Source organism: Methylophilus sp. Leaf408, from assembly GCF_916856905.1.
Lineage (GTDB): Bacteria > Pseudomonadota > Gammaproteobacteria > Burkholderiales > Methylophilaceae > Methylophilus.
Map to the genome: position 1 here is coordinate 1,987,221 of NZ_CAKASK010000001.1, position 12,376 is coordinate 1,999,596.

The window sequence follows — 12,376 nt, forward strand, 5'->3', positions numbered from 1 at the left end:
GATGATTAAACAGCACTCAATGATTAAGCAGTTGGTCGTTTTAGGCTTTCTTGGCACTGTGCTCAGCGCCTGCCACAAAGAGGAAGAGCACAAGGAAGCGCCTCCTAAACTGGAAGTCACGTCGCCGTTGCGCAAAGACACCAACATTACCAAGGAATATGTCGCCCAGATCCATGCGACCCAGCATATTGAATTGCGTGCGCTGGAGCGTGGTTACCTGCAAGACATCTTTGTCGATGAGGGGCAAGTCGTCAAACAGGGGCAACCGATGTTCAAGATCATGCCTAACGTTTATCAGGTCGAATTACTGAAAGCGGAGGCGGAAGCCAAAACGGTGCAGATCGAATATGAGAATACGCGTGCGCTGGCGGAGAAGAATATTGTTTCGCCCAACGAACTGGCGCTGGGTAAAGCCAAGCTAGATAAAGCCAACGCCGAAGTGAAACTGGCGCAGACGCATTTGAATTTTACCGATATCAAGGCACCGTTTACCGGCGTCATGGACCACCTGGCAGCACGAAAAGGCAGTCTGATGGACGAAGGCGACCTGCTGACTACGCTGTCTGATAACAGCAAAATGTGGGTGTACTTCAACGTGCCGGAAGCCGAGTACCTGGATTACATGGCGATAAAAGACCGCGATGAACACCGCAAGGTCAAACTGAAAATGGCCAACGGGCAAGTGTTTAACCAGGAAGGGACCATCGAAACCATTGAAGGCGATTTCGACAATAAAACCGGCAATATTGAGTTCCGTGCCGTGTTTAACAATCCTGACCGGGTGCTCAGGCATGGTGAAACCGGCAATATCCTGATGAATGTGCCTTTCCCTAATGCGTTGCTGATTCCGCAAAAAGCGACATTTGAAGTGCTGGATAAAACCTATGTGTATGTGGTGACCAAAGCCAACAAGCTGGAACAGCGCCTGATTACGATTGCTGCCGAGCAACCCCATCTGTTTATCGTGAAATCCGGCCTGAAGGAAGATGATCGCGTGTTGATCGAAGGCCTGCGCAGGGTACAGAACGGCGAAACCATCGCGGTGAATTTCCAGACACCGGAGCATGTGTATTCCCATTTAGACCTTTACGCCGAATAGTCAGCCAGAAAGCGAATCCCCCATGCTAAGTATCTTTATCAAAAGACCGGTCATGGCGATTATTTTGTCGCTATTGATCGTGTTTTTAGGTTTTCTTTCTATCAAGTCACTGCCGACTTCGCAGTTCCCTGACATTGCGCCACCACGCGTGATCGTATCCCTGGCTTATCCTGGTGCGAGTGCCGACGTGCTTGTGCAATCATCGCTGATTACGATTGAACGCGCCATTAACGGCGTGCCTGGCATGAAATACATCGTGTCAGATGCGACCAGTGCCGGTGAAGCGACTATCCAGGTGATTTTTGCGCTGGGTACCGACCCTAACCAGGCCATGATTAACGTCAAGACCAGGATTGACCAGGTGATGAGCCGCTTGCCGGAACTGGTGCAACTCGAAGGTGTAGTCGTCGAACGCGTGCAGCCAAGCATGCTGATGTACATCAACCTGTTCAGCAAGGATAAGAACGCTGACGAGAAGTTTTTGTATAACTACGCCAACGTCAATGTGATTCCGGAAATCCAGCGTGTAAACGGTATTGCCAGTGCCAAGATCCTGGGTAGCCGCCAGTATGCGATGCGTATCTGGCTGAACCCTGACCGCATGCGTGCTTACAAGGTGTCTATCGAAGACGTGATGAAAGCCATCAGCGAGCAGAGTATCATCGGCCGTCCAGGTCGCCTGGGGCAAAGCTCGGGTATTTCCGCGCAATCAAAAGAATATGTGCTGGTTTACAAAGGCCGTTACAACAAGCCGGAAGAATATGGCGACATCATTATCCGCGCCGATTCCGAAGGTGAGATCCTGAAACTGAAAGACCTGGCCAAGATTGAACTGGGCAGCGAGTTTTTCGATATTTATTCCAACAAGGATGGTTTCCCGTCTGCTGCCATCGTACTCAAGCAAAACTACGGCAGTAATGCCAGCGAGGTGATTGAGAACGTTAAAAAGAAAATGGAAGAGTTGAAACCTAACTTTCCGGCGGGGATGGCTTACGAGATCGATTATGACGTTTCCAAATTCCTGGATGCTTCTATCGAGAAAGTATTACATACGCTGGTAGAGGCCTTTTTCCTGGTCGCGCTGGTGGTGTATATTTTCCTGGGTGACTGGCGCTCAACGCTGATCCCTATCCTGGCGGTACCGGTGTCGCTGATTGGTACTTTCTTTTGTATGCAGCTGTTCGGCATCACCATCAACCTGATCACCCTGTTCGCGCTGGTGCTGGCGATCGGTATCGTGGTCGATAACGCGATTGTGGTGGTGGAAGCGGTACACGCCAAGTTTGAAGAAGACGAGCACATCTCGCCCTACCGCGCGACGCAAAAAGTGCTGGGCGAGATTGGTGGTGCGATTGTCGCGATCACACTGGTGATGACCGCGGTATTCGTACCGGTGGCTTTCATGACCGGTCCGGTCGGGGTGTTTTACCGCCAGTTCTCCATTACCATGGCATCGTCTATTGTGATTTCCGGTGTGGTGGCGTTGTCGTTAACGCCAGTGCTGTGCGCGATTTTGCTGAAAAACCATCATGGTCAACCCAAACGCAGGACACCGGTGAGCTGGCTGATCGATAAATTCAACCGCTGGTTTGACCGCTTGACCGGGCATTACACCAGGTTCCTGAGCAAAATCGTGACCCTACGCAGTGTTTCTATTTTGGCCCTAGTCGGATTCGCCTTTGGTACCTTTGTGATGAACCAGACCTTGCCTGCGGGTTTTATTCCGGGTGAGGATCAAGGGCAGATTTACGCGATCATCCAGACGCCGCCGGGCTCAACACTGGAGGCAACGAACAAGGTCGCGCGTTTGCTGCAGAATGAGGCCAAAAAAGTAGACGGCATTGAATCAGTTTCTGCATTGGCGGGTTATGAAATACTGACTGAAGGCCGTGGTTCTAATGCGGGAACCTGCTTGATCAACCTGAAAGACTGGTCTAAACGCGATAAATCAGTGCAGCAGATTATCGAAGAACTGGAAGAAAAGACCAAAAACTTCGGTGCGGTGATCGAGTATTTCGAACCGCCTGCGGTGCCGGGTTATGGTGCGGCATCGGGGTTGGCTTTGCGCCTGCTGGATAAAACCAACGGCACCGATTATCATGCGTTCGACAAAATCAACCAGGAGTTCATGGCGGCTTTAGGCAAACGCAAAGAGCTGACCGGCCTGTTCACATTTTATGCGGCCAACTATCCGCAATATGAACTGGAAATCGACAACAAGGCAGCCATGCAAAAAGGCGTATCGATCGGTAAAGCGATGGATAACCTGAACATCCTTATCGGTAGTACTTTCGAGCAAGGCTTTATCCGCTTTAACAATTATTTCAGGGTTTATACACAGGCGAGTCCGGAATTCAGGCGCTACCCTAGCGATATCCTGAATTACTACGTGAAAAACGACGACGGTGAGATGGTGCCTTACTCCGCTTTCATGAAGATGAAGAAAATGCAGGGCCCGAACGAGATCACCCGTTATAACCTGTATAACTCAGCCACTATCCGTGCTACACCCGCGCCTGGTTACACCAGTGATGACGCGATCAAGGCAGTGAAAGAAGTTGCCAAAGCCACCTTGCCACACGGCTATGATATTGGCTGGGAAGGCCTGTCATTCGACGAGGCGCAACGTGGTAATGAAGCGTTAGTGATTTTCGCCGTGGTGCTGATCTTCGTTTACATGGTGCTCGCCGCACAATACGAAAGTTTTGTGTTGCCACTGGCGGTGATCCTGTCGCTGCCGGCAGGTGTATTCGGTACTTTCTTCCTGCTGAAATCACTGGGGCTGGCCAACGACATTTATGCGCAGGTCGGGCTGGTGATGCTGGTGGGTCTGCTCGGTAAAAACGCGGTGCTGATCGTGGAGTTTGCGGTGCAGAAACGCAATCAGGGCATGTCATTACGTGATGCGGCGATTGAAGGCGCCAAAGCACGGTTCCGGCCTATCCTGATGACCTCGTTTGCGTTCCTTGCCGGCTTGATTCCTTTGGTAATGGCCACTGGCGCAGGTGCCGTAGGTAACCGCACCATCGGTACCTCAGCCTTTGGCGGCATGCTGTTCGGCACAGTATTCGGTGTCATCCTCATCCCCGGCCTTTACTACATGTTTGCCAAAATGACGGATGGTAAAACCCTGATCAAGCACGAGGAACAAGACCCTCTGACTGAAATTTATCACTATAGCAAGGGCCTGGAAGATGATGATGAAGCATAACCTTAATTCTCGCAAAACCGTGGCCTGGCTGATTGCGGGCAGCACAGCCATGCTGCTGCAATCTTGCTCCATTCCCGGCATCACGACCAAACAGGCGGATACCACTCTACCCACCCACTTTCAGCAGGGGGTGGAGCCTGCCGGCAATAGTGCCACCGTCAACTGGAAAGACTTTTTTGAAGATCAGAACCTGATATCCCTGATTGATATCGCAGTAGCCAACAACAAGGAAGTCAACATGATGGCGCAGCGCATCAGCGTCGCCCAGAATGAAATCCAGGCCCGGCGCGGTGAGTACCTGCCATTTGTCGGCATCGGTGCGAGTGCCGATAAAGAGAAAGTTGGCAAATACACCCGTAACGGCGCCGTGGAAGAAAACCTGGATATCAAGGAAGGCCGCTCCAATCCGCGCTTCCTGGGTAACTACCAGTTTGGCCTCACCGCCTCGTGGGAGCTGGACGTATGGAAGAAACTGCGTAACGCCACCAAGGTTGCGGTGACAGAATACATGGCCAGTATCGAGGGCAAGCACTTCCTGGTGACCAACCTGGTGGCCGAAGTCGCCAATGCATACTATGAGCTGGTCGCGCTGGACAACGAGCTGGAAACGCTGGACCAGAATATCGCCATTCAGCAAAATGCCTTTGAAGTTGTGAAACAGCTGCAACAATATGCACGCGCCAACTCGCTGGCAGTGAAACGGTTTGAAGCAGAAGTGAAAAAGAACCAGAGCCGCCAGTTTGTATTGAAACAGCAAATTGTAGAAACCGAAAACCGCATCAACTTCTTGCTGGGCAGAACCCCACAACCGGTGGCGCGTTCATCGGCACACTTTATGGATATGCAACCGAAGATGGTACAGGCAGGCGTGCCATCCGAGTTGTTGGCTAACCGCCCGGATATACGCCAGGCGGAGCTGGAACTCTCAGCGGCTAAGCTGAATATCGATGTCGCGAAAGCCAACTTTTACCCTTCCTTCTCTATCCGTGGCGGGTTGGGTTTCCAGGCATTTGATCCAAAATACCTGCTCAACATTCCAGCCTCGGTCATGGCCTCGTTTGGCGGTGAGCTGGTCGCCCCGCTGATTAACCGGAATGCGATAGAAGCACAGTACAAGAGCGCAAGTGCCATGCAAGTGCAGGCCGCTTATGAATATGAGCAGAAAATCATCAATGCCTATATGGAAGTGGCCAACCAGGTATCCAATATGGACAACCTGGATAAAAACTACCAGTTGAAAAACAAACAGGTAGAGTCACTGACCCAATCGATTGATGTCGCCAACCAGCTATTCAAAGCCGCACGCGCTGACTATATGGAAGTGCTGCTCACACAACGTGATGCACTGGACGCCAAAATGGAGTTAATAGAAACCAAGCAACAACAGGTTTCTGCGGTTGTGAATCTTTATCGTTCGCTGGGTGGTGGCTGGAAGTAAGGCCAAAAATATACAACTTAACAGAAACCGACTTTAGTTTTTTGTAGCAACCGTACTTAGCGCGATTATAGGTGACCCTAATATCACCAACACCACAGCGTGGTGGTTTTAAAAGGGTCCCCTATCTGACGCGCCGAGTAGCGCAGGCAAAATAAGATACAAGGGAGCGACTGTCTGAATCCCGCAGTAGCTTACGTTTTTTGTGAGCTACCAGGTTGAGTTTCGTGACCGCTTATTTTGACGAGCAACGCAGGGAATAAGCGGAAGCTAGGGTGCCCTTTCTTTTGGTTACTTATTCTTTGGGCAAGCAAAGAAAAGTAACTCGCCTAGGGGCGAAAAGGTATGGTCAATATTCAAAGAAATACCCATTACAACTTTCAGTAATTGCATCACTTGTTGTTTTTATTGTAACCAAGCTAAACAGTAACCTAGCCTGGATTCCGGCCTCCGCCGGAATGACGATTCGTTGCATGGCGCAGTATTTTTTACAGGAGCCAACCGTTACCGAGGGGCAGAGTATGCGCGGCGAAACCCCTGCTACCTCTTTGCACAAAACCATTAAGTTGCAACCACCACCCTTGAAACGCACAAGCTGCAAATTGTTGCTAAATCCCCAGAACTTTAATCTCTAACACTTACTCATGTTCATCTGCACCGAGTGAGATTGAATACCAATGCCTTATTCAAAATCCGGGTCAGCAGGCAAGTTTCCATTATGAACTAATGACTCCCTGTAACGCAGATAGGCGTCCCGAACAAACAGATATTGATCGATTGAAATATCATCAAGAATTTCCGATGTCGTTAATTGATCGCTTCTGGCATTGGTAATTTGTAATGCAGTCAGGGAGTAATAAAGTGAATTATCAGATACAAGCGCTTGCGGAGTAACAACAAGATTACTTACCAGCGTCGTGGTATCTCTTAAAGAAGATGGCCCGAAGATTGGCCAAACGATATATGCCCCAGAGCCCATTCCCCAGTATCCAAGCGCTTGCCCTATATCCTCGTTATGCTTTTCAAATCCCAGCGGGGTCGCTACATCAAATAGCCCAAGCACACCAATCGTACTGTTGGTAGCGAAACGCATTAAATCAGACGCACCATCGATTTGCCGACCTTGAAGAAAAGAACTGATAGCAGACAGCAAATCACGCGGATTGGCGTAAAAATTACGGACACTTTGCCTTACTGTACCTGGTACAACTTTCTGATAGCCTTTAGCGACGGGCTTTAATACTACGTCATCTAATTTTTGATTAAATGCGAAAGTCTTCCGATTCACTTGTTCCAATGGGTCAGGATTACCTGCTGTTGCACATCCCGATAACGCTGCCAGCGTCATCAAATGCATCATATTTGCTACTTTCATCTGTGCTACTCCTCGTTGAAGCTTAAATGCTTCCTGTGCACTCTATTACTAGACCGTTACTGGCCTGACTAGTTGCCAAATTAAAAAATATCCCATGAATTAATGACACCCATCTTTTCTGCATCTATGCTTCAGCAGCCAGAAATCCAAAACAAGAGAAAATCCAGAGAATGGGCACGTCATAGGTCTGGTATACATAGGTGTTATAACGTGTGGTTATCCGTAACATTGCTGTTTAGGCCAGGTTCCTTCAATCGGCACCCCAGGCCGAACACTTGCAAACAATCTAGCTCAGTCTAAAACAGGGGCATGACAAGATTATTTCTATGCAAGGGCAGTGAATGTCTTAGGATAAGAAAGACTTAGGGTAAGAAAGACTTAGAAAGCAGCTAGTCAATGATTTTTATAGTGCAGGATAAAAAGAAAGAGATGTTCTTTTGATTGGGCTGTCACTCAGAAACCAACGGCATCAACCACCGCTCAATCACCACCACGATATATGCCTGTTCATCCAGACTAAGCGCCCTCCCAGACGGGATTCTGTGCCACTTGGCCAAACACCCGCGACAACAAGTCGCTGTTGCATGCTGCGCCACAAACACCGGATGCCCGCGCATCGGCGTTTGCTGACCCTCATTGGCAATGACCGCCGGGGCAAGCCGATCCGCAATAAAAGCCTCCGCGTGATCCAGCACCACCGCCAGGCCTTTTTGCCGCAGGTATTGCGTATCCCTGGCATTCAGCCGGAAACTGGTGCGGAATGTTGACCGTTGTAACGCCTGGAACAACTGATCAAGATCGCGCATGGTTTATCCGGGGTTAATGCAGTTCCGACACATGCAGATCGCGCAGTTTAGGCGCTTTGACCGCGGTGACGCCAACCACCGCAATCGTCATCAAGCCGCCGAATACCACCGAGGGCACCAGCCCCATTAACCTTGCCGTGAGGCCGGATTCGAATGCGCCCAGCTCATTGGATGAACCTATGAAAATCCCATTGATGGCAGACACCCGCCCGCGCATGCCATCAGGCGTTGCCAGTTGCAGAATGGTTTGCCGCAGAATCACCGAGACGGCATCCATCATGCCGGATATCGCCAATATGACGGCGGCCAGCCAGTAGGTAGTGGTTAAGCCGAAGGCAATCATGCACAGGCCAAATCCGGCCACTGCCAGTAATAACCAGCGTCCGCTGTGCTGATGAATCGGGTTTTTCGCCAGCCACAAGCCGGTAATAATCGCGCCTACTGCCGGTGCCGCGCGTAATACACCCAGCCCTTCAGGACCCATCTGGTAAACATCATGCACAAAAGCGGGCAACATCGCCACCGCGCCGCCAAACAGTACCGCAAACATATCCAGCAATTGCGCCGCCAGAACCACCTGCGTACGTCGGACAAACTGCAAACCTTCCGCGATACTGGCAAACACTTTCATGGGTGTATGGCTACGATGTTCTTTAACATGCAAGGTCATCGCTGAAATGGCCGCACCCAAGGCGAGTAAGGCAGATATTTCATAAGCGACGTATTTATTGGCAAAACCGACTAACAGGCCACCCATCGCCGGGCCAACAATCAGGCCAATCTGAAACATAGAACTGCCGATACCCGATGCCTTGGCTATCGATGCACGCGGAACAATCAGTGCAAACAGCGTGTTGTAACTAGGGGAAATCAGCGCTCTTGCGAAGCCGGTCAGTGCGACCGTGCCATAAATCCACATCACGGTATGCGCTGGCTGATGCAAAGTGATCAGCACCAGCATTACCGCGTTCACTGAAAGAAACAGTGCGGCGACGGTGGCAAACCCTTTGCGTGAAAAATAATGATCCACTGCGTGGCCGAGAAACAGGGCACTACTCATGTAGGGGATGACTTCTGCCAGCCCGATCAGGCCGAGTGACCAGGGGTCGTGCGTGAGTTCGTAAATATGCCAGCCGATGGCAACCATCATCATTTGGTAAGACAACACCATCTGGATACGAAAAGCGAGTAACTTGGGGAAAGCGTAACCCTGATGGGCGAGAATCTGGCGGACGGACAAGGACATACAGTCATTATACGCTATCAATATTCGCGCCCAGCCGATCGCACAAGCACTTTAGAAGTCGCGTTGATTGCCCTACAATAGCGGCGCGGGTGCGGTGAATCAGGCAGTACGCGAAGTGATTCGCTGATGAGCCGTCGTTGACCCCGTGCGACTCTGCCGATATAGATGGGGCGCACCCGCCGTTTTATTTTCAAGAACGCTTATCATGTGTCCTGCCTTAGCGATATTGCAGTATTGAGGTTGCCAAGCTCACTCACCCAATTAACACTATCCGCCATGCGTATATACCCATTTGTTATCTCATCACTGCTATTTCTGATCTCATCGCCAATCATTGCTGGCGACGCTATCAGCGCAAATCAGGCAATTGATCATCCGGTCACTATTCCTGGTTCCGTGATTAATTATTTAACCAAAGAAATTGATAGCGTGTACGCAGAGTGTGAAGAAGAAGGGTTAATTGTCAGCAAAGCCTTTGAAGCCAGACCTGTAGAATTGAACTCATCTGTGAAAGCCTTAGTCGTAAAACCACGCTCAAGATGTTTTTGCAGTAATGACGAATGCCCGATGTGGGTGTTTGATACCTTGCCCCAAAAAGCGAAAGTGATTTTTGAATCATCTATGGCAGGCTTGTTAACCCTCTCGGACAAGAAAACCAAAGGATTCCCGGATATCAGGGTTTCTGGCGGCTTACCCAGCCATGGTTATGAAGTGCGTTATGTGTGGGATGGCACCGAGTATCAGGAGATTTACAACCAGGTCTGGATCTGGAATCCGGACAGGAAATGTAATGAGGCTGAAATCGAGGAATTGAAAAACGGCAAATGGGTTAAGACATCAAACGTATGTCTTAAAGTTTAAAAATACATTCGTGCGGTGGTTACTCACCACATGAAAAATCTTAAAAGGCATCACAATAATGTTTGTAACCATGCGATCACTAGCTGCAAACGCAGCACTATCTTTTCTATTGTTTAACGCGATGCTTGCCCAGGCGGATGAAACGTTCAGCACCAAAGAGCAGTTCAAAAACCCGGCTAAAATTCCTGCCTCTATCATTTCTCACCTGACCAAAGAAGTAGGTAAATCTGCACTAGCCAGTTGCTCGGAACACAAACCTGCAGAGCTGTTTGAAGCAGAGTTATTGAGCTTGAATAAAAGCGCAAAGACTTACCTGGTGAAACCTGCGCGCACCTGTTTATGCAGCGAATCTACATGCCCGGTATGGCTGTATCAGATGAAAAGCGGTGCAGCGAAACTGATCTGGAATATGCCAGCCACCAGCAAGGTAGAGGTACTGGACAAAAAATTAAACGGATACAGGAAAATCAGTGAAGCTTCGAGTGAGGCGACACATGGTAGCGAATCTACGTGGTCATGGGATAGAAATAGTTATACGGAAATCTACAAGAACGAATGGCATATGGATGCCGAGAAAAAATGTCGTTTAGGTGAAGAAACCATACAGCTAATGGATGGAAAAATGGTGAATCACACGATTAAATGTACCCAGGATTAGTGGAGTTGCGCTAATCTGAACAACTCAGGTAATGACTCTCCGGCGTTTATTGGGATCATATGTGATTGGGATGCATGTCTATGCGCAGTCTACTCGATACATGGTTGCTGTTCGTGGTATTACTCATTTCAGGAACAGCAATGGCGACAGACAGCATGCAGCTATGGGTGACTGTCGATTGGGAAGGTTTATCGCTGGAAGAAGATAACCTACAGACCATGCGTTCTTTCCGGGAAAAATTTCCGTACATTCCCTTACTTCATCTCATCAATCCTGCCTACTTCATACAGCCAGGCGTCAATCGCGCACAGATAGGCAGCTATATCCGCAGCACGTTTTTACCGCATGACACGGTAGGTTTGCATGTGCATGCCATGCGTTCATTGGTCGAGCATTGCGGGGTAACTTTTCAGGCTAGGCCTTCCATCACTGATACGCCGGAAGACTGCGCCCAGGCCAGTTGTGGTTATACAGTGAGCCTTGAGTATGCCTACAGCCAGCAAGAACTGACCAAACTGGTTGCGTGTAGCAGCGAGTTAATGGTGACGAATGGCTTTCAGCGGCCACGTCACTTCCGTGCCGGTGCCTGGCAATCTGGCCCCAAGCTGCAAGCCGCACTGGAGGCAAACCGTTTTAAGTGGGATAGCTCAAATATCGATGCCAATTTACTCGCCGGGCGATGGCACCAGGACAGCAGCATGATCAGGCTGTTAAAAGCACTGCACCCGCATAGTACGCCGCTGGAGCAGCCTTATGCACTCAGCACCGAGCTGATGGAATACCCTGATAATGCCGCGCTGGCCGATTACACCAACACCAAAGAGCTATTGCAGCTGTTCGAGCAACTATTGAATGCCCATAAGCCAGTCATGGTGCTGGGTTTTCATCAGGAATCTGCTGCTGATTACCTATTTCATCTTGAGCGGGCTATTCCGCATATGGAGAAACTTGCCAGGCAGAAAAATGTCCGTATTGAGTGGATGCACTGAGCGCTGGCAGCGATCCCACCTGGCATTTTCTTCATACAAGATCATTATCGATGGATTTATTTTCTGAACAACAATCTTCGCAAGTAGAGCTTGCAGAAGGCGCTTTCTGGTTACCCGGCTTCGCCCTGCCATTCATAGGGATGATTTGGCCTTATTTGCAGCAGCATTTAGCGTTGCATCCTCCGCAAAAAATGACGACACCCAGCGGTTACCCTATGTCGGTTAAAACAACCAGCATAGGTGATTTTGGCTGGGTGAGCAGTCTGCGAGGCTATAGCTACAACGCAACCAATCCTGCGAACAATCTACATTGGCCGACCTTACCACCTGTCATTTTGCAGTTGGCTGCTGAGGCGGCTCAAGCTGCCGGTTATACACACTTTATGCCAGATAGCTGCCTGATTAATATCTACGAACCCGGCAGCAAGATGGGTTTGCATCAGGATAAAGATGAAAAGGATTTCTCGCAGCCGATTGTCTCGGTGTCGCTAGGTATTCCGGCTACGTTTTTATTTGGCGGGGCCAAACGCAGTGACAAATCTATCAAAGTGCCATTAAATCATGGCGATGTTGTGGTTTGGGGTGGCCCCAGCCGACGTTTTTACCACGGAATTACCACTATAAAACCAGATGTGCATCCTGTCATTGGCGCCCAGCGCATTAATCTTACTTTAAGAAAAACGCAATAAATATAAC

10 protein-coding genes are annotated in these 12,376 nt (G+C 49.6%); 7 read left to right on the forward strand and 3 right to left on the reverse strand.

The window, feature by feature from the left end; translation table 11 throughout:
* Positions 1–19 precede the first annotated feature (19 nt).
* Genes LPA26_RS09345 through LPA26_RS09355 form a run of 3 tightly spaced genes read left to right on the forward strand, consistent with a single transcriptional unit; the run spans position 20 to position 5,748 of the window.
* Complete coding sequence (locus tag LPA26_RS09345) at positions 20–1,099, forward strand: efflux RND transporter periplasmic adaptor subunit (protein WP_229008098.1); 1,080 nt, start codon at positions 20–22, stop codon at positions 1,097–1,099.
* Between the two features lie 22 nt (positions 1,100–1,121).
* Entirely contained in the window at positions 1,122–4,310 is a 3,189-nt protein-coding gene (locus LPA26_RS09350) for an efflux RND transporter permease subunit (RefSeq protein ID WP_055830345.1), read from the forward strand.
* Between the two features lie 49 nt (positions 4,311–4,359).
* Positions 4,360–5,748, forward strand: coding sequence for a TolC family protein (locus LPA26_RS09355; RefSeq protein ID WP_369814566.1), 1,389 nt, complete (start codon positions 4,360–4,362; stop codon positions 5,746–5,748).
* Positions 5,749–6,427: 679 nt separating this feature from the next.
* On the opposite strand, the gene LPA26_RS09360 is transcribed toward LPA26_RS09355, so the two are convergent.
* The 3 genes from LPA26_RS09360 to LPA26_RS09370 form a co-directional block, all read right to left on the reverse strand.
* Positions 6,428–7,120, reverse strand: coding sequence for a VacJ family lipoprotein (locus LPA26_RS09360; protein ID WP_229008099.1), 693 nt, complete (start codon positions 7,118–7,120; stop codon positions 6,428–6,430).
* Positions 7,121–7,569: 449 nt separating this feature from the next.
* Complete coding sequence (locus LPA26_RS09365; protein ID WP_229008100.1) at positions 7,570–7,926, reverse strand: DUF4186 domain-containing protein; 357 nt, start codon at positions 7,924–7,926, stop codon at positions 7,570–7,572.
* A 13-nt stretch (positions 7,927–7,939) separates the two neighbouring features.
* On the reverse strand, positions 7,940–9,172 hold the full coding sequence (locus tag LPA26_RS09370; RefSeq protein WP_055868875.1) for an MFS transporter: 1,233 nt from the start codon (positions 9,170–9,172) through the stop codon (positions 7,940–7,942).
* Positions 9,173–9,337: 165 nt separating this feature from the next.
* Between LPA26_RS09370 and LPA26_RS09375 the strand changes: the two genes are divergently transcribed.
* From LPA26_RS09375 to alkB, 4 genes are all read left to right on the forward strand, one after another.
* Positions 9,338–10,033, forward strand: coding sequence for a hypothetical protein (locus LPA26_RS09375; protein ID WP_229008101.1), 696 nt, complete (start codon positions 9,338–9,340; stop codon positions 10,031–10,033).
* Between the two features lie 58 nt (positions 10,034–10,091).
* Complete coding sequence (locus LPA26_RS09380; protein WP_229008102.1) at positions 10,092–10,691, forward strand: hypothetical protein; 600 nt, start codon at positions 10,092–10,094, stop codon at positions 10,689–10,691.
* Between the two features lie 80 nt (positions 10,692–10,771).
* On the forward strand, positions 10,772–11,680 hold the full coding sequence (locus LPA26_RS09385; protein ID WP_229008103.1) for a hypothetical protein: 909 nt from the start codon (positions 10,772–10,774) through the stop codon (positions 11,678–11,680).
* A gap of 50 nt (positions 11,681–11,730) precedes the next feature.
* Complete coding sequence (gene alkB / locus LPA26_RS09390; RefSeq protein WP_229008104.1) at positions 11,731–12,369, forward strand: DNA oxidative demethylase AlkB; 639 nt, start codon at positions 11,731–11,733, stop codon at positions 12,367–12,369.
* Positions 12,370–12,376: the final 7 nt, after the last annotated feature.

Bases quoted from the DNA above. Each gene is read 5' to 3' on its own strand.
- LPA26_RS09380 (WP_229008102.1), top strand. From the start codon at position 10,092: ATGTTTGTAACCATGCGATCACTAGCTGCAAACGCAGCACTATCTTTT.
- LPA26_RS09350 (WP_055830345.1), top strand. From the start codon at position 1,122: ATGCTAAGTATCTTTATCAAAAGACCGGTCATGGCGATTATTTTGTCG.
- LPA26_RS09370 (WP_055868875.1), bottom strand. From the start codon at position 9,172: ATGTCCTTGTCCGTCCGCCAGATTCTCGCCCATCAGGGTTACGCTTTC.
- LPA26_RS09360 (WP_229008099.1), bottom strand. From the start codon at position 7,120: ATGAAAGTAGCAAATATGATGCATTTGATGACGCTGGCAGCGTTATCG.
- LPA26_RS09355 (WP_369814566.1), top strand. From the start codon at position 4,360: ATGCTGCTGCAATCTTGCTCCATTCCCGGCATCACGACCAAACAGGCG.
- LPA26_RS09345 (WP_229008098.1), top strand. From the start codon at position 20: ATGATTAAGCAGTTGGTCGTTTTAGGCTTTCTTGGCACTGTGCTCAGC.
- LPA26_RS09375 (WP_229008101.1), top strand. From the start codon at position 9,338: ATGGGGCGCACCCGCCGTTTTATTTTCAAGAACGCTTATCATGTGTCC.
- LPA26_RS09385 (WP_229008103.1), top strand. From the start codon at position 10,772: ATGCGCAGTCTACTCGATACATGGTTGCTGTTCGTGGTATTACTCATT.
- alkB (WP_229008104.1), top strand. From the start codon at position 11,731: ATGGATTTATTTTCTGAACAACAATCTTCGCAAGTAGAGCTTGCAGAA.
- LPA26_RS09365 (WP_229008100.1), bottom strand. From the start codon at position 7,926: ATGCGCGATCTTGATCAGTTGTTCCAGGCGTTACAACGGTCAACATTC.